16 protein-coding genes are annotated in these 17,281 nt (G+C 70.0%); 7 read left to right on the top strand and 9 right to left on the bottom strand.

Annotated elements, in window-relative coordinates; all coding sequences use genetic code 11:
* Positions 1–58: 58 nt before the first annotated feature.
* Entirely contained in the window at positions 59–1,663 is a 1,605-nt protein-coding gene (gene rtcR, locus E8D38_RS11390; protein WP_140629662.1) for an RNA repair transcriptional activator RtcR, read from the bottom strand.
* Positions 1,664–1,852: 189 nt separating this feature from the next.
* Between rtcR and E8D38_RS11385 the strand changes: the two genes are divergently transcribed.
* The 4 genes from E8D38_RS11385 to E8D38_RS11370 all read left to right on the top strand — a co-directional run bounded on the left by E8D38_RS11385 (position 1,853) and on the right by E8D38_RS11370 (position 7,068).
* Positions 1,853–3,415: a vWA domain-containing protein gene (locus E8D38_RS11385; RefSeq protein ID WP_140629659.1), complete on the top strand. Its 1,563-nt coding sequence runs from the start codon at positions 1,853–1,855 to the stop codon at positions 3,413–3,415.
* Between the two features lie 670 nt (positions 3,416–4,085).
* The gene (locus tag E8D38_RS11380; RefSeq protein ID WP_140629653.1) at positions 4,086–5,306 is read left to right on the top strand and encodes an RtcB family protein; all 1,221 of its coding nucleotides are present in this window, start codon (positions 4,086–4,088) and stop codon (positions 5,304–5,306) included.
* 2 nt (positions 5,307–5,308) lie between these two features.
* On the top strand, positions 5,309–6,661 hold the full coding sequence (locus tag E8D38_RS11375) for a HEAT repeat domain-containing protein (protein ID WP_181179060.1): 1,353 nt from the start codon (positions 5,309–5,311) through the stop codon (positions 6,659–6,661).
* Positions 6,658–7,068, top strand: coding sequence for a zinc-ribbon domain-containing protein (locus E8D38_RS11370; RefSeq protein ID WP_140629646.1), 411 nt, complete (start codon positions 6,658–6,660; stop codon positions 7,066–7,068). Before E8D38_RS11375 ends, E8D38_RS11370 begins: the two co-directional genes overlap by 4 nt.
* A gap of 10 nt (positions 7,069–7,078) precedes the next feature.
* Here E8D38_RS11370 and E8D38_RS11365 read toward each other — a convergent pair whose 3' ends face one another.
* Both E8D38_RS11365 and E8D38_RS11360 read right to left on the bottom strand, forming a co-directional pair.
* Entirely contained in the window at positions 7,079–7,705 is a 627-nt protein-coding gene (locus E8D38_RS11365) for a chalcone isomerase family protein (protein WP_140629642.1), read from the bottom strand.
* Positions 7,706–7,880: 175 nt separating this feature from the next.
* The gene (locus E8D38_RS11360) at positions 7,881–8,603 is read right to left on the bottom strand and encodes a hypothetical protein (protein WP_140629639.1); all 723 of its coding nucleotides are present in this window, start codon (positions 8,601–8,603) and stop codon (positions 7,881–7,883) included.
* A gap of 358 nt (positions 8,604–8,961) precedes the next feature.
* Between E8D38_RS11360 and E8D38_RS11355 the strand changes: the two genes are divergently transcribed.
* Complete coding sequence (locus E8D38_RS11355) at positions 8,962–9,831, top strand: alpha/beta hydrolase (RefSeq protein WP_140629636.1); 870 nt, start codon at positions 8,962–8,964, stop codon at positions 9,829–9,831.
* Here E8D38_RS11355 and E8D38_RS11350 read toward each other — a convergent pair.
* Entirely contained in the window at positions 9,815–10,588 is a 774-nt protein-coding gene (locus tag E8D38_RS11350) for a pirin family protein (protein ID WP_140629633.1), read from the bottom strand. The two genes, E8D38_RS11355 and E8D38_RS11350, sit on opposite strands and share 17 nt — an antisense overlap.
* A gap of 21 nt (positions 10,589–10,609) precedes the next feature.
* Complete coding sequence (locus tag E8D38_RS11345) at positions 10,610–11,515, bottom strand: DMT family transporter (protein WP_140629628.1); 906 nt, start codon at positions 11,513–11,515, stop codon at positions 10,610–10,612.
* A gap of 103 nt (positions 11,516–11,618) precedes the next feature.
* Here E8D38_RS11345 and E8D38_RS11340 point away from each other — a divergent pair, with 103 nt between their 5' ends.
* Positions 11,619–12,518 carry a LysR family transcriptional regulator gene (locus tag E8D38_RS11340; protein ID WP_140629625.1) on the top strand — a complete coding sequence of 300 codons (900 nt, stop codon included), beginning with the start codon at positions 11,619–11,621 and terminating at the stop codon, positions 12,516–12,518.
* On the opposite strand, the gene E8D38_RS11335 is transcribed toward E8D38_RS11340, so the two are convergent.
* Both E8D38_RS11335 and E8D38_RS11330 read right to left on the bottom strand, forming a co-directional pair.
* Complete coding sequence (locus E8D38_RS11335) at positions 12,515–13,774, bottom strand: type II toxin-antitoxin system HipA family toxin (protein WP_140629622.1); 1,260 nt, start codon at positions 13,772–13,774, stop codon at positions 12,515–12,517. The two genes, E8D38_RS11340 and E8D38_RS11335, sit on opposite strands and share 4 nt — an antisense overlap.
* A complete protein-coding gene (locus tag E8D38_RS11330) occupies positions 13,771–14,178 on the bottom strand; it encodes an XRE family transcriptional regulator (protein ID WP_140629728.1) in 408 nt (135 codons plus the stop codon). Before E8D38_RS11330 ends, E8D38_RS11335 begins: the two co-directional genes overlap by 4 nt.
* 130 nt (positions 14,179–14,308) lie before the next feature.
* On the opposite strand from E8D38_RS11330, the gene E8D38_RS11325 reads away from it, so the two are divergent.
* Positions 14,309–15,790 carry a M20 family metallopeptidase gene (locus E8D38_RS11325; RefSeq protein WP_140629616.1) on the top strand — a complete coding sequence of 494 codons (1,482 nt, stop codon included), beginning with the start codon at positions 14,309–14,311 and terminating at the stop codon, positions 15,788–15,790.
* Positions 15,791–15,817: 27 nt separating this feature from the next.
* Here E8D38_RS11325 and E8D38_RS11320 read toward each other — a convergent pair whose 3' ends face one another.
* The gene (locus E8D38_RS11320) at positions 15,818–16,339 is read right to left on the bottom strand and encodes a hypothetical protein (RefSeq protein ID WP_140629609.1); all 522 of its coding nucleotides are present in this window, start codon (positions 16,337–16,339) and stop codon (positions 15,818–15,820) included.
* Complete coding sequence (locus tag E8D38_RS11315; RefSeq protein ID WP_140629604.1) at positions 16,339–17,130, bottom strand: 5'-methylthioadenosine/adenosylhomocysteine nucleosidase; 792 nt, start codon at positions 17,128–17,130, stop codon at positions 16,339–16,341. Before E8D38_RS11315 ends, E8D38_RS11320 begins: the two co-directional genes overlap by 1 nt.
* Positions 17,131–17,281 lie beyond the last annotated feature (151 nt).

The following is a 17,281-nucleotide window of genomic DNA, read 5'->3' as shown; positions in this document are numbered from 1 at the left end:
GGGCGCAGGCTACGTTGTGCAACGGTTCCAGCGCAAGCAACTTGCGCACGGCCGGCCGTCAACCGGTGACGAGCTGCTCGAAGTTCAAGCCATATTTCGCGAGGTACTTGCGCAGCCGGTCGGCGTCGTTGACCACGCTGCGTTGCGAGCGGCTCACGTTGAACAGCCTGCGCCCGGCCTCCGACAGGCTGCGCGACGTGCGGCACACGCCGATCACCGCCTCGAGCTGCAGCCGGTCGAACAGGTCGAGCTGCCCGAGCGCCGGCTCGCCCAGCCAGGCGGCCAGGTCCGCCGGTTGCGCGGCGGCGGGCGCGGCGCAGCGCCGCCACAGCCAGCGCAGGCGCTCGATCTCGGCCTCGACCAGGCCTTCGGAGATGCGCCCGCCTTCGGCCAGCGTGGCCAGCCGCGTGACCGAGGCGCCCAGGTCGCGGAAGTTGCCGGCCCATGCCGCATCGGCCGATTGCGCGAAGCGCAGGTAGCGGGCCTTGGCCTCGGCATTGAAGCGCACCGCGCGGCCGGTTTCCTGCGCCGCGAGGGCCAGCAGGTGGTCGACGTTGGGCTCGATGTCTTCGGTGCGCTGTGCGAGGCCGGGCAGGTCGTAGGTCCACAGGTTGATGCGGGCGAACAGGTCGTCGCGAAAGCGCCCGGCCGCCACCTCGACGCGCAGGTCGCGGTTGGTGCCCGCCACCAGCTGGAAGTCGCTTTCGACGTCGCGGTCGGCACCCACCGGCAGGAAGCGCTTTTCCTCCACCGCCTTGAGCAGCATGGCCTGCTCGTCGAGGCCGAGTTCGCCGATCTCGTCGAGGAACAGCAGGCCCTGGTGCGCGGTGCGCAGGAGGCCCGCACGGTCGGCCACCGCGCCGGTGAACGAGCCCTTGCGGTGACCGAAGAGGGTGGAGGCGGCGCCGTCGCCGCGCAGCGTCGCGCAGTTGACCTCGACGAACGGGCCGGCCAGCTGGTGCCTCGCCTTCTTGAGCTCGTACATGCGCCGCGCGAGGAAGGACTTGCCTGCGCCGGTGGGCCCCACCAGCAGCATGGGGGACCGCGAGCGCACGGCCACCCGCTCGATCTCCTCGATGAGCGCGTTGAAGCGGGCGTTGCGGGTGGCGATGCCGCTCTTCAGGAAGGCCAGCGCATCGCTGCGCTCCTGGTGGAAGCGCTGCGCGATGCCGTCGTAGCGCGACAGGTCGAGGTCGATGAGCGCGAGCGACCCCGGATCGCCGGCGCGCTGCTTCTTCGGCGGGGCCGTCTGCACCAGCACGCCGGGCAGGAAGCGCGCCTCCACCAGCAGGAACAGGCAAATCTGTGCCACATGCGTGCCGGTGGTGATGTGGGCCCAGTACCGCTCGCGCCCGGTGTCGAAGCGGTAGTTGCGCAGCCAGTCGTACAGCGCGGTGTAGACCTCGCCGAAGTCCCACGGGTCGGCCAGTTCGATCTCGACGAGGTTGACCCGGGTGTCGGGCGAGACGCTGGCGATGTCGTCGGCAACGCGGCGGGCGAGGTCGATGTGCTGCGGCGCATGCAGCAGCTCGAGCCGGTGCAGCGGCTGGCCGGCGTGCTGCGCCAGCGAGACGGTGGGACGCCACTTCTCCCAGCGCCCGGCGCCGCGGCCGGCGTCGAGCTGGCTGCCGAGGAAGCCGATGGCGACGGTGGGTTTGGTCATTCTGCGCAGCTAGTTTCCTAGCAATGATTCTAGCCAGGCAGTGCTCCCGCTCCCATGGCGAGCGGGAGCACGTCGCGAAAAATCCTTACACGACAACAAGTTACCGCTCCATTGCAGCGAACACCGGAGCTGGCACACGCATTGCGATACAGGCAGCACAACAAAGTTGAATGCACGAGGGAAAGAAACATGGTCAACACCCAACTCTTCCAGACGCTCAAGGGCGTTCTGCTGCCTGCCGCCGATGCGAGCAACCACGAACAGGCCGCGGCCTACGCCTATGGACCCCGTCATCGCCTGGCACAGCTGGCGGCGACCGGCTGCATGAACCAGACCTTCTACGCAACGGCCGAAGTCCAGCTCGAGACCGTGCACCAACTGGCGCGCGAGGTCGAGCCCGCCTTCGTGGCAAAGACGGCGGTCTACGCGCGTCAGGCAGGTCACATGAAGGACATGCCGGCCGTCCTCTCCGCTTCACTGGCTGTCCGCGATGTGCAGCTGCTCGGCAAGGTGTTCGGTCGCGTGGTCGACAACGGCAAGATGCTGCGCAACTTCGTGCAGGTCGTGCGCAGCGGCGCGGTGGGCCGCAAGTCGCTGGGTACGCGCCCGAAGAAGCTGGTGCAGCAGTGGCTGCTGGGCGCGAGCGAGAAGCAGTTGCTGAACGCCTCTGTGGGCAACACGCCTTCGCTGGCCGACGTGGTGAAGATGGTTCACCCGAAGCCTGCACAGACGTGGCGCGCAGCCTGGTTTGCGTGGTTGATCGGCAAGCCTTTCGATGAAGCGGCACTGCCGCCGATCACGCAAGGTTTCGAGCGCTTCAAGCGTGAGCGAACCGGGGAGCTGCCGGACGTGCCATTCCAGATGCTGACGGCACTGGAGCTGACCCGCGAGCAGTGGGCCCAGATCGCCCGCGCCGGTTCATGGCAGATGGTGCGTCAGAACCTGAACACCTTTGCCCGTCACGGCGTGTTCGAGATCGAAGGCATGGCAGACGCCATCGCAGCGAAGCTGCGCGACCCACACGCCGTGGCCAAGGCCCGCGTGCTGCCGTACCAGCTGCTGGCAGCGTTCAAGGTCGCAGGCGACGAAGTGCCGGCGGTTGTGCGTGAAGCGCTGCAGGACGCCATGGAGCTCGCGCTGGTCAACGTGCCGAGCTTTGCCGGCCGTGTGGTCGTGTGCCCGGACGTGTCAGGCTCGATGAGCTCTGCAGTCACCGGTCATCGCGGTTCGGCGACTTCGAGCGTGCGCTGCATCGACGTGGCGGCTCTTGTGGCGGCAGCCGTGCTGCGCAAGAACCCGGCCGCACGCGTGCTGCCGTTCGAGCAGGACGTGGTGAAGCTGTCGCTGAACCCGCGCGATTCGGTGATGACCAACGCTCAGGCGCTGGCCTCCATCGGTGGCGGAGGTACCAGCTGCAGCGCACCACTGGCACTGCTGAACCGTGAGCGTGCGCTGGTGGACGTGGTGGTCATCGTGTCGGACAACGAGTCGTGGGTCGATGCAAAGCGGCATGGCGCGACGCAGACCATGCGCGAGTGGGAATCGTTGAAGCAGCGCAACCCGAACGCGCGCCTGGTGTGCATCGACATCCAGCCGTATGGCACCACGCAGGCGCAGGAGCGCGCCGACGTCCTGAACGTCGGCGGCTTCTCCGACGCCGTGTTCGACATGGTGTCCGCGTTTGCCGAAGGCAAGTCCGGACCCGATCACTGGGTCGGCGAGATCGAAAAGATCTCGCTCGAATCGCAGTGATGGAGTGAATGAAAGGAAGGTGCCGCATGCGAATGCGCGCAGGAGTACAGCGCCACCATGCCAAGCGGGCCCGCAAGCCCGCAACCGGGAAACCGGCCGGCAGCTCTTGCGGATCTGGTCGCCTGCGGCACCGACCGGATGGATGAACAACAAGTTGCTCGTGCCTGGCGAATGCCTTGCGGGACTACATCAACCATGTACGCGTCCCGCGAACGACACTCGTCGCCGGATACGAGCACGGCAAAGACATGAAGTTTTGCGCGAATGCAGGCAGGACTACATTGGAGCCGAGGGGTTCGAATCCCCAGCCGGGCAACCGGCTTTGGCAGGCGTCCTGCCGCCCCTTGTCGCGCTGTTCGTCTTGATGTCGCGCTGCGAATGCAGGTGGAACTACAGACTCTTAATCTCGTGGTCGCGGGTTCGAGTCCCGCCGGTCGCAAGACCGTAGCTCAGTTGGATAGAGCACGAACGTTTCGCCGATCCTCGTCGCAACGAGACATCAACTTTCTTGCAGTGAATGCAGATGGAACTACAGGTAGACGCACGCGAGCAGATCGCGTGCTCCGCGCGTTGATGCGCGGGGCGCCCGGGTTCGAATCCCGGTCCAGCAATGGATGGCGGAGTGATCGTTTCATCCCCCTTGTCACTGCTCTCAATGAGTGAGAAGCCCATGAGTCAGCACAACTACGAAATTCAGGAAGTCCCCGGCGGCGTGCCGGTGAAGATGTGGACGCGCGGCGTGCCCGTCGAGGACGAGGCGAAGCGCCAGCTCGCCAACGCGGCGCGCCTGCCCATCGTGTTCAAGCACATCGCGGCCATGCCCGACGTGCACTTCGGCATCGGCGCCACCGTGGGTTCGGTGATCCCGACCTTCAAGGCCATCATCCCGGCCGCAGTGGGCGTGGACATCGGCTGCGGAATGATCGCGTGCAAGACCACGCTCACCGCCGAAGACCTGCCCGACAACCTGGCCCCGCTGCGCAGCGCCATCGAACGCGCCGTGCCGCACGGCCGTGCGCCGGGCTCGCGCGACCCCGGCGCCTGGCACAAGGTGCCGGGTGCGGTCGACACGGCCTGGGCGCAGCTGGAGCCGGAGTTCACCGAGCTGTGCCGCGACTACCCGAAGCTGGAGAAGACCAACCACCGCAGCCACCTGGGCACGCTGGGCACCGGCAACCACTTCATCGAGGTCTGCCTCGACGAGCAGGGTTTCGTGTGGTTCATGCTGCACTCCGGCTCGCGCGGCGTGGGCAACTTCATCGGCACCATGTTCATCGAGCTGGCCAAGCAGGACGCGATGCGAAACAACGCCAACCTGCCCGACCGCGACCTCGCCTACTTCGAGGAAGGCTCGCGCTACTTCGGCGACTACGTGCGCGCCGTGGGCTGGGCGCAGAAGTTCGCGCGACTCAACCGCGAGGTGATGATGCGCCGCGTGATCGAGGCCGCCAAGACGGTGATCCACAAGAACTTCCAGAGCCACATCGAGGCGGTGAACTGCCACCACAACTACGTGCAGCAGGAGCGCCACTTCGGCCACGACGTGTACGTGACACGCAAGGGCGCGGTGAGCGCGAAGCAGGGCGAGCTGGGCATCATCCCCGGCAGCATGGGCGCGCGCAGCTACATCGTGCGCGGCAAGGGCAACGCCGAGAGCTTCGAGTCCTGCTCGCACGGCGCCGGCCGCACCATGAGCCGCGGCGAAGCGAAGCGCCGCTTCACGCTGGCCGACCACCGCGCCGCCACCGAAGGCGTCGAATGCCGCAAGGACAAGGACGTCATCGACGAGACGCCCGCGGCCTACAAGGACATCGACGCGGTGATGGAGGCGCAGAAGGACCTGGTCGAGGTGGTGCACACCCTGAAGCAGGTGGTGTGCGTGAAAGGATGAACGTGAACCGCTGGCTGAAGCTGCTCGCCCACGCAGACGCGTCAGGACCGATACCCACGCTCGAGGAACTCCTCGCGCTTGTGTACGCGGCCGACGGCTACACGCGTCAAGCCGCGGTCGAGGCGCTGGCGGAAATCGGCGACCCCCGCGTGTTGCCGCAACTGCTGGCACGGGCGAACGACTGGGTGTCGCAGGTACGTCATGCGGCCCGGGTCGCCATCGAATCGTTCCTGCGAGACGACTGCATCGACGGGTGGATCGCCGCGCTGCCGAAGCTGGCGGCACTCAGCCGCGCGCGGCGTGCAGACCACTCCGGGCTGCTCCTTCGCATCGAGGCGTTCCTCGCCCGTCCGGGCAACCTGGAGCGGCTGGCGTCAGTGCAGCACGCCACAAGTCATGTCGCCGCGCGATGGCTCTTTGCGTTTCGCGCGCGCCATGTCCTGCAGGCCGCAACACGGCTCTCGCTCGTGCGCGACGGACTGATGTCGTCCGACATCGGCATCGCTGGCGCAGCGTTGGCAGCCGCCCGGGGCATGCCGCCGGGCACGCCGCGCGACAACCTCCTGGGGGCCGCCTGCCTTTCCCGCTTCGCGAAGGTGCGGGCGGCAGGCTTGCGCGAACTGCTCTGCAGTCCCCAGGTCTCCACTCCGAGCCTGGTGCGCGAGATGTGCATGGACGCGAGCCCGCTGGTGCGGTCGATCGCCCTGGCGGCCGTGGGCGACGATCTGGCCGGGGTGCTGGAGCGAGCGGCCGCGACCTTGCGCAGCGGCTCCCACACGGCGCGCGAAGGGGCGGTTGCCCTGCAGCTGATCAGCGCCGCACGACCGGCGGATGCGCTGCAAGCCTGCGCCAAAGCCATCCGGTCGCCAGCCGCCGTGTTGCGCCGGGCCGGGTATGCCGTGCTTTGGTCGCGCTCGGCAGCAGACGTGCGCAGCGGGCTCGTCCTGCAGATGCTTTCGGATCCTTCGGCGAAGGTGCGCCGGCTTGCGGTGGACTACGTCGGCCGAGGCGCCGAGCCGCCGCCGCTCGCCGCGCTGGAGTCACTTGCAGCGCGGCCCGAGCTGCTGCGCAGCATGCTGTCGGTGCTGGTGCACACCTCCCCGTGGGATCGCCTGCTCGTGTTGCTGAGGCTGCAGGCTCGCATGGCGGCCCCGGACCAAGCGGCGACCGAGCGGGTGGTCCAGGCATTGCAGGCCTGGTGCGCCGACATGACGCGCACCTTCGTGCAGCCCGCAGCCCGGCACCAGGAGCTCCTCGCAACGGCCTGGCCCGAATGGCGCGCCTGCCTCGACGCCGGGCTCGCGTCGCGGATCGAATTCCACCTCCATGCCTTCGGGCTGGGTAGATCGACATGAAAAGCGGAAAGCAACGCCGCGAAGAGATCATGCAGCGCCGCCGCGAGCGGGCTGCGAAGTTCGTCAACTTCGACCCGCACTTGCGGCGCCCGCGCGTCCCGCTCGGCGTGCTGGAGGCCGACCGCGAGCTACTCGCGCGCCACAACAACACCTGCGGCTGCCTGCCGCTGTACTACGTCGACCGGGAGTTCACCTGCCGCGATTGCGGCAGCCATGAGGTGTGGACCGCCAAGCAGCAGAAGTGGTGGTACGAGGTGGCGCTGGGCAACATCAACAGCACGGCCGTGCGATGCCGGCCGTGCCGGCGCGCCGATCAGGCCCGCTCAGCCGACGCGCGCCGCGTCTCGGAAGAAGGCATGAGGCGCAAGTTGCTGGCCCAGGCCGGCAAGGCGGGGACAGACCGCTGAGCCGCCCGGTTCAGCGGTTCTGGTCGAGTCCCAGCAGCGCGTCCTTCAGGCCCTTGTCGGCCGGCGACTTGCCGAACCAGATGCGCAGCACCATCTCGAAGAATTCATCGTCGCCCACGGCGCCGCCCTGCGGCTCGCCGACGATGAAGAAGGTGGTGCCCTTGCCCGGCACGAACTCCATCGCGAAGGTGTCGCCGGGCTTGAGCTTGGAGCGGCCCGAGAAGATCTCGATCAGGCGGGTGGTGGCCACGGTGTGCTTCTGCACCTGCTCCTTCGGCGAGTTTTCCGAGAGGCCCTTCACGAACAGCAGGCCCAGGTCGGTGCCGGGCACTTCGCGCAGCGCGGTGAAGTCGAGCCGCTTGGGGCCGGCAAGCGCCAGCAGCTCTTCGGCGGAGCTCACCTTCCTGGTCGTGTACATCGCCATGTCGTAGACCTTGAAAATGCCGGCCTTGTAGCGGGTGCCGGCGCCGTTGAGCTGCAGCCGGGTGCCTTGCACCTGGGCCACCGGCTCGAACCTGGTGGCGGTGGGGGCGGCCAGCGCGTCGGCGGCCTGCAGGGCGGCGGCCAAGGCAAGCGCCGAAGCCATCAGGACGAAGGGGGTGCGATCGCGGCGCACCAGCGGCGGCTGGCGGGTCATGGCGTCTCCTCGGAGGCGGTGTTGTTGTTGCTTTGAAAGGCAGATGGCGTGCATGGGCCGCACGCCCGCACATCATCGTCCGAGGCCACTGACTTGAGGCTGTCGGCCTGGCGGCGGTGCGCAGCGCAGCACGAAGTTGTCGCCTCGCCGCAACGCGCGGGCGAGGGTGGGCGGCTCAGAAGCTCAGGCGGTAAACGAGCATCGGCCCGCCGCGCTTCATCCGCAGCGACATCTGCGAACGGGTGCCCGAATAGAGCCTCACGCGCACGCGCCCCTGCTCCAGCGCGAAGGTGCCGTTGCGCGAGGTCTGCCATTCCACGCCGGCGCGGGCGCCGTAGTAGTCGCCGCCGGCATCGTCGGCGCTCAGGCGGCGGGCGCTGGCCGCGTCGAGATAGAGCAGCGCCGACTCCGACACCTGTTGCCGCAGGCCTACGCTGATGAGGGGCGAGCTCGCCGTGGCATGGCCGAACTCATGCAGCGGACTCTCATCGACAGCCTGCACGCGGTAGGTGGCCGCGCCGACGCCCAGCGCAATGCTCTGGCCCCGGCGGGCGAACCACCAGCGGTAGGCAACGTTGTCCATGTCCACGCCGGCACGCTGGGGCAGGGCCGCGGCCCCCAAGGGCTCTGCGCCGGGGGCTCCGTCACGCCGGGACGTCTCGGCTTCAAGGCGTGTGCGCGACACCAGCAGGCTGCCGCCGGTCTGGCGGGGCAGCAGGCGGCGCTCACCCAGGCGCCAGTCGTCCACACGGGTGTCGAAGTGCGCCGGCAGGGCAGCCTGAGTGGGCAGCGGGCTGCCCCACTCGACGACGAAGGGTCGTTGCACGACTTCGGCTTCCGCCGCGCTGCCGGCTTCGTTCAGCGGGTCGGCCTGCACCCCGCCTGCGCCCCACAGCACGAGAGCCGCGACCGACGCAGGGCGCCATGGCCCCCAGCACGCACTGCGCAGCGCCGCCGGGCCCGGCACAGGCCGCGGACGACATGCGAAGGACGGTGGCGACATCACAGCAGAACTCCTGTGGTTCGACCAAGCGGGCCGGATCGAGGATACGCCTGCAGAACCGCGATGAACACACCGCAACTATCGTGGCGGTCGCCGCCAGGCGCTGTCAGCGTGAAAAACCCCCGCATGTAGGTGGCGTGGAAATGCCCCATCGGCGGGCTTGCCCACACCACGCCGATGCTGCGTTGCGGCATGGCAGGCACCCGCCGGCCGGCAGTGCCCATCAACGTGAACAGGCCTAGACTGCGCCCCCATGACCACCATCACCAGCCTCACCACCCGCGACGGGCTCGAGCTGCACCTGCGCCACTGGCCCTTGCCGGCGGGCAACCGGCCGCGTGGTCAGGTGGTGCTGGTGCACGGGCTGGGCGAACACATCGGCCGCTATGTGCACGTGGCGGGCATGCTCAACGCGGCCGGCTGGGAAGTGACCGGCTACGACCAGCGCGGACACGGCCGCTCGCCCGGCCCGCGGGGCGGCCTGGCACAGGGCGACGACCTGCTGTGGGACCTGGCGGCGCTCGTCGACCACCTGCGCCACCAGCACCCGGACCAGCCGCTGGTGCTGCTGGGCCACAGCATGGGCGGCCTGCTGGTGGGGCGCTTCGTGGCCGAGCAGGCGCAGCCCGCCGGCGCGCCGCGCGCCGGCTGGGCCCGGCCGGTGGACGCGCTGGTGATGTCGTCGCCGGCGCTGGATCCCGGCATGAATGCGCTGCAGAAGCAGCTGCTGGGCCTGATGGGCGCGGTGGCACCGAACACCGCGGTCGGCAACGGGCTGGATCCCGCCTGGGTGTCGCGCGATGCGGCCGTGGTGGCGGCCTACAAGGCCGACCCGATGGTGCACGACCGGGTGACCGCGAAGCTGGTGCGCTTCATCGTCGATGGCGGCGAAGTGACGCGTGCCCGGGCTGCCGCCTGGAACACGCCGACGCTGCTCATGTGGGCCGGCGCCGACCGCTGCGTGGCGCCGCGCGGCAGCGCCGCCTTTGCCAACGCCGCGCCGCCCGACGTGGTGGCGCATCACGAGTTCGCGCAGCTGTCGCACGAGATCTTCAACGAGCCCGAGCAGGCGCAGGTGCTGCAGCGGCTGCGCGAGTGGCTCGACTTCACCTTCCCCCGCTGAGCCCCAGGCCGTCGTCGGTCAGCGCCGGCAGGTCGAACAGCAGCAGCTCGCTGGTGCCGTCGTGCGCCGTGCCGAGTTCGAACCGGGCGGCCTCGCGCCAGGCGACTGCATCGCCGGCCTCCAGTGCAACGGCTGGCCCCGGCCCCGGCGCTTGCGTCGCGAGCCCGACATGCCCGGTGGCCACATGGAGGTAGGCGCTGCGCCCGGGCTCCGGCACGAAGGAAAGCACCGACCGCGGCGGCAGGGCGGCACGCCACACCCGGGCATCCTGGTCGATGCACAGGCTGCCGTCGGCGCCATCGGGCGAGGCGATCAGCTGCCAGCGTCCCCGGCGGGCAGCCGGGTCGAACCGCCGATGCTCGATGCGCGGCGCGGTGCCACGCCGGCGCGGCAGCAGCCACAGCTGCAGGTGATGGTCCACCGCATCCGGCAAGGCGTTCATCTGGCTGTGCCGGATGCCGGCGCCGGCGCTCATCAGCAGCACGTCGTCGGGCTGCACCACCAGCGAGTTGCCCAGGCTGTCGGCATGCGCGATCGCGCCTGACAACGGCAGCATCAGGATCTCCATGTCGCGGTGCGGATGCATCGGAAAGCCGGCGCCTGGCTGGATGCGGTCGTCGTTGAGTACGCGCAGCACGCCGAAACCCATCCGCGCGGGATCGCGGTAGTCGCCGAAGGCGAAGCTGAAGCGCGCGTCGAGCCAGTCGGCGTGTTGGGCGCCACGGGTGCCGGCGCGGCGCAGATCCATTGCTTGCATGGCGGGTGTCCCCTCGTCGATTCAGCGATGCGCGGGCAAGGCCGCGGCCGGCATGGGTGCCGTGCGCTGCATCCACCAGAAGCCCGCGACGATCAGGGCGGCGGCCGGCGCCAGCTGCCACGGCAGCCGCTCGCCGAGCAGCACGGTGCCCAGCAGCGCGGCGCACAGCGCCATGGCATAGCCGATGAAGCTCATCGTCATGGCGTCGGCCCGCTGCTGCAGGCGGAAGTACAAGAGCATGGCCAGCGGAGCCGCTGCCATCTGGGCGGCGACATAGGGCCAGGCTTCGAGAGGCACCGCGCGTGCGCCGGTCACGGCCCAGGCCGGCAACAGCAGGGCGGCCGCGCCGGCCGCGGTGGCAACGCCCAGCCATTCGGCCGCCACGCCCTGCGGCAGGCACCGCGCGCGGAACACATTGCCCCCGGCAAGCGACAGCGGGATGGCCAGCAGACCGATCGCGGCCTCGGGCCGCAGCGCGCCGTCGGCGACCCGGGAGCTCGCCAGCCAGAACGCGCCGGCGAAAGCCAGCACCACGGCGGACAGGCGCTGCCAGCGCAAAGGCTCGAAGCCGAGCAGCAGCATCAGAGCGAGGGTGAACAGCGGCGGCAGGGTGTAGGCCAGCGCGGTGATGCTGGCCCCGGCTTCCACCGCCACCCAGGCCGCCAGCGTGTTGGGCACCGCTGCGCCCAGCAGGCCTGCGAGCAGGCCGAAGCGCAGCAGCCGCGCCGGGGCCGCCGGCAGGCCATGGCGGCGCCATGCCAGCAGTCCTAGCACCACCACGGTGGACAGCGCCGGCCACAGCGCAAACGCGAGCGGTGCGGCGCCGTGGGCGACCGCCTGCTTGCCCAGCGGCACGCCCACGCCGAGCGCAAAGCCGGTGGCGCCGAGCAGGGCCCAGGGCGGGGAGGAGGAAGCGGTCGGCTGCATGGCGGGGGTCTCCAGGCGTTGATCGATGCGGTCACTGTAGAAATTCCTCCGGGGCAGTGGTTAGCATTCATCGGAACTTGATCAGGTCGCCTTTGGAACCAACATGAGCCACCCTTCCCTTCAGGGCATGCGGGCCTTCCGGGCCGTCGTCGAGCAGAAGTCGTTCAAGCGCGCCGGGGTGCGGCTGGGCCTGGGCGGCAGCGCCGTCAGCAAGCTGGTGGCGGGGCTGGAGCAGGAGCTGGGCGTGCTGCTGCTGCAGCGCACGACCCGCACGCTCGCCCTCACCGAGGCCGGTGAAGGCTTCTACGAGTCGGTGGTGCGGGTGCTGGACGAGACCGAGTCCGCGGTCGAGCGGCTGCGCGAGCAGGGCGGCCGGCCCACCGGGCGGCTGCGCGTGGCCGTGCCCACCTCGTTCGCACTGCGCTGGCTGTCGCCGCGGCTGCCCGACTTCATGGTCCGCCACCCCGGCCTGGAGCTGGACCTGGCGCTGAGCGACCGGTTCGTGGACCTGGTGGCCGAACGCTTCGACTGTGCGTTGAGGGTGAGCAGCGCACTCGACGACTCATCGCTGTACGCCCGGCGGCTGGGGCAGATGCCGCGGGTGTTGGTGGCGTCGCCGCGCTACCTGAAGGGGGCGCCGCCGCTGCGCACGCCGGCCGACCTGGCCGACCACCAGACCCTGGTGTATGCCACCTCCGGCACCGGCAGCCGCTGGCCGTTCGTGGTGCAGGGCCGGCAGCTCAGCGTGCCGGTGACCGGCCGGCTGCAGGTGGACAACAGCCTGATGCTGCGCGAGGCGCTGCTGGCCGGCCTGGGCGTGACGCTGACGCCGCTGTTCGTGGTGGACGACCTGCTGGCCTCGCGCAAGCTGGTCGCGCTGCTGCCGCAGTGCATGCCACCGGCCCATGGCGTGTTCGGCGTGACGACGCAGCGGCGCCACCTGCCGATGAAGGTGCAGTGCCTCCTCGACTTCGTGGAAGCGGCCTTGCGCGAAGGCGGCTAACGCTCCTTCGAGAAGGCCCGCCGCTGGTCGCGCAGGAAGTCGCGGTCGATCTGCCCGGCATGGAACTCGATGTCGCGCGCAGCGACCCCCTGCGCGGCGAAATGCTGCTTCCAGCCGGCCACCACGGCGGCCACGCGCGACACCTCGGCCTGTGCCTCGTTCTTCCTGAGCCCGAACAGCGCGCTCATCGACAGAGCGTTGTCGAGCGTGGCATCGGCCTGGTCTTCACCCACGCGCATCTGCTGGTAGCCCAGCGCCTGGCCCGAGGGCAGCACGTCGAACGCGGGAGACAACTCGTACTGCTGGGCGTCGTTGACCAGCAGCACGTGGTTCTTCTCGTGGTCGTCGGTGTTGTCGATCAGGATGTTGAACACCATGCGGCGGAACAGCTCGCGCATCTGCTCGACGTTCACCCCGCCTTCGGCCACGCCGCGGCGACGCAGCAGCTGGGCGAGCTCGGGATAGCCCAGCGGTTCGGCCGCGGCCTTGAGCGCCACGTTGGCCGACAGGGCATGCAGGCGGAGTGCGCCGTCGCGGTCGAAGCGGCGCACCGCCACCGCGTGGCCGTGCACCAGGCGCAATGCGCGGGTGGCGGCCACGCGAATGCCGGCCCGGGCTGCCAGCGTCATGGTGGCGTGCTCGATGAGCGGCGTGTCGGTGGCATCGCCGTCGGCGAACTTCACCACCCACTCCTCGCCGTCGATGCTGAGCAGGCCCTTGGGCCGCGCGCCGCCCATGGTGACGCCGGGCGTGACGAGCCGCCGCTGCTCGGCCGCGATGGGCTCGTTGGCCAGCACCTTGTGCACCAGCTCGTGCAGCACAGGCGCATCGGCCAGGCGCGGCAGCGGGCCGATGCGGCGCGGCTCGTAGCGCTCGCGCGAAGTCGACACGCCCAGCGCACCGAAACGATCGTCGCCGGCGAAGTAGAGGTATTCGAGCAGCGACAGGCGCGGCGGCTTGTCGAGGAACTTGATGACACGCTCGCCCCAGCGGTCGGGCCGGGCATCGTCCACCGCGCCGGCGGCGGTGTCCTTCTCGTGCGGCAGGAACTCCTCGCCGGCCAGCAGCGGCAGGTCTTCGGAAAGCGCAAAGCCCCGCTCGATCCAGCCCGCGTCGTAGCGCAGCGAAACGCCTCGCGAGGTGCGCACCATGTTGAGCTCGCCGATCAGCACCGGCTGAGCGGGCCGGGTCAGCAGCCAGAGGTAGAGCTGGTCGACCGGCTTGTAGCGGGCGGCCGCCTCGGCGCGCGCGTTCATGCCGGCTTCGCTTTCCTGGGCGCCGGCGCGGGCGCGTCGGAGGTTGGCGCCTGTCGTGCCAGGCGGGCTTCGGCCGAAGCGGCCGAGCGCACCGCGCGGCGCTTCACCGCTTCGCGCACGTCCATCTCGAGCGCGCCGCGGTCCTGGGCCGGGTCGGCCAGCTCAGGCAGCGCCTGCACCCGGCCCATGAGCCACAACGCGGTGGCATAGATGCCGATGCTCACCCCGGCATCGCCCTGTTCCATGCGGATGAGCGTGGGCACCGAGACGCCCAGCCGCTGCGCCCACAGCCGCTGCGACTCCTTGCGGCGCACGCGTGCAATGGCCAGGTTGGCCCCCAGCCGGCGCAGGGCCTCGGAGGCGGCAGGCGGCAGGGTGGCGAGGGCTTGCGGGCTTCTTGGCATCACATAGAGTTTATCGATTCGCAGCTTTTGGTCAAATATATGTGATCTCAAACGCTGCCACAGCGGGCATCTTCGCCTGCCTATACTCCCCCACCACCCCCCTTTTTCCCCTCCCCACGAAGGAGCCCGAATGAACGCCCCCGATCGCCTACCCGCGCTCGACCTGCAGCGCCTGTCCAGCTTCGTCGACACGGCCTGGGACCGCCAGATCGTGCCCGAGCTGACCCAGTACATCGAGATCCCGGCGAAGAGCCCGCTGTTCGATGCGCAATGGGCGGCCAACGGCCACATCGACACGGTGGTACGCCGCGCCGCCGCCTGGGTGGAGGCGCAGAAGATCGCCGGCCTCAAGCTCGAAGTCGTGCGGCTGCACGACGACGCCGGCAATCCGCGCACGCCGGTGATCTTCTTCGAAGTGCCGGCCACCAAGGCCGGCTCCAGCGGCACGGTGCTGATGTACGGCCACCTCGACAAGCAGCCCGAGTTCACCGGCTGGCGCAGCGACCTGGGACCCTGGACGCCCAAGTACGAGAACGACAAGCTCTACGGCCGCGGCGGCGCCGACGACGGCTACGCCATCTATGCCTCGGTGGCCGCGATCCGCGCGCTCGACGAGCAGGGCGTGCCGCGCCCGCGCATCGTCGGCCTCATCGAGACCTGCGAGGAAAGCGGCTCGGGCGACCTGCCGGCCTACATCGACGCGCTGGGCCCCCGGCTGGGCGACGTGTCGCTGGTGGTCTGCCTCGACTCCGGCGCCGGCAACTACGACCAGCTGTGGCTCACCACCTCGCTGCGCGGCAACGTGACCGGCACGCTGAAGGTGGAGATCCTCACCGAAGGCATCCATTCCGGCGACGCCAGCGGCCTGGTGCCGTCGAGCTTCCGCATCCTGCGGCAGGTGCTCGACCGGCTCGAAGACAGCAAGACCGGCCGCCTGCTGCCCGAGAGCTTCCATTGCGAGATCCCGGCCGAGCGCCTGGACCAGGCCCGCGCCACCGCGGCCATCCTCAAGGACGAGGTGTGGAAGCGCTTCCCGTGGGCCTGCGCCGCCGACGGCGGCAGCGCGCTGCCCACCACCACCGACCCGATGGAGGCACTGCTCAACCGCACCTGGCGGCCCACGCTGTCGGTCACCGGCGCCGACGGCTTCCCGCCCATCGGCAACGCCGGCAACGTGCTGCGCCCCTACACCGCGTTCAAGCTCAGCCTGCGCCTGCCGCCGCTGGTCGACGCCAACCAGGCGGCGCAGCGCCTGAAGGCCCTGCTCGAAGACAACGCCCCGTACCACGCCAAGGTCACCTTCGCGGCTGACGGCCGCATGGATGCGATGGGCGCCAATGGCTGGAACGCGCCGTCCCTGGCGCCATGGCTCGAGACCGCGCTCGACGCGGCTTCGCAACGGCACTGGGGCGCGCCGCTCGGCTTCATCGGCCAGGGCGGCACCATCCCGCTCATGAACATGCTGGAAAAGGGCTTCCCCAAGGCGCAGATGATGGTCTGCGGCGTGCTGGGCCCGAAGAGCAACGCGCACGGCCCGAACGAGTTCCTGCACGTGCCCTATGGCAAGCGGCTCACCGCGGCGGTGGCGCAGGCCATGGCCGCCATGCCCTGAGCGCCGAGGCTTGCGCTCGCCGCTGCCCTACCGCAACGAAGAGGACGAACGCATGCGCAGCCGCCACCAGGCGCGCATGCGCTGACCCAGGCGGCGCATCTGCTGCCAGAGCGCCCAGCCGCGCACCGCGGCGCCCACGCGCGCCTTCAGTGCCACCCACCAGGCCAGCGCCCGCGCAAACCACGCATAGCGCATCAGCTGCGGCTGGGTGAGCACGAAGAGCCGCCCCACCAGCGCCGTGCCCGCCAGCTTGGCCGCCACGATGACCGCCAGGCCGAATGCCGCATGACCCTGCTGGATGAACCACAGGGCGGCCAGCTTGACCGGGAAGAGCAGCAGCGTGGGCAGCAGGAACAGCACCAGCGCCACCGCCGGCGGCGCGTTGCGGATGCGGGCTTCGAGCCAGGCCAGAGGCGGCCACTTCGCCAGCCGGCCGAGCGCCGCCGACAGCGGGCGCCAGCCCCATTCCTCGAGGAACACCAGCGCCGCCAGCAGCCCCACGGCCACGCCGCGCAGCGCACGCCACAACCATCGCAGCGGGGTCGGCATCACAGCGCTTCGTCGGCGTCCGGCGAGGCGCCGGGCGCCGGCCAGCGGCGCAGCCACAGCCGCACGATGGTGGCCGTGTAGCGGCTGGCCACCGCCTCGACGAACCGGGTGAAGTCGACGTGCGCGCTGTCGTCGGCACGGTCGGAGATGCTGCGCAGCACGGCGAACGGCACGTCGCAGTCGTGGCACACCTGGGCCACCGCCGCCCCCTCCATCTCGACCGCCACCGCGTCGGGCAGGTTGGCGCGCAGGATCTCGCCTTCACCGGCGGTGGCGACGAACCGGTCGCCGCTCACCACCAGGCCTTCGTGCACGCCCGGCGCACCGATGCCGAAGTCGGCCAGCCGGTGCAGCGGCCCGGCCAGCTCCAGCACCCTGGACACGCCTTCGCGCGCGGCCGCCACCAGCGCGTCGCTCATCGGCGCATCGGTGGCAAATCGGGCGCGGCCGGTGAGCGGCACCTCGTAGCGCGGAAACAGCGGCGAGGCGTCCATGTCGTGCTGCAGCAGCTCGCGCGCCACCACCACGTCGCCCACCCTGACCGCCGGGCCCAGGCCGCCGGCCACCCCGGTGAAGAGCACCCGCCGCGCGTCGAACCGTTCGACCAGCAAAGCCGCCGTGGTGGCCGCGGCCACCTTGCCGATGCGCGAGAGCACCAGCACCACTTCATGGCCATCGAGCCGGCCGCAATGGAATTCGCGCCCGGCATGGTGAACCACGCGCGCCGACTCCAGAGCCGGCAGCAGCGCACGCAGTTCCTCGTGCATGGCAGCAACGATGGCAAGCGTCATAGCCCCGCAGTGTCGCACCACACCCCAACCACGACCAGAGAGAGACAAAGGGCCGCATTGCGGCCCTTTGTCGATCAGAGTGGACGCCATGGATCCGGCTCCGCCGGTCCATCGGCGTCGCCCCCTTGAGGGGGAGTGCCGCAGGCGCTAC

The organism is Methylibium rhizosphaerae (assembly GCF_006386545.1).
Lineage (GTDB): Bacteria > Pseudomonadota > Gammaproteobacteria > Burkholderiales > Burkholderiaceae_C > Pseudorivibacter > Pseudorivibacter rhizosphaerae.
This window is presented reverse-complemented; position numbering and strand designations above follow the sequence as displayed.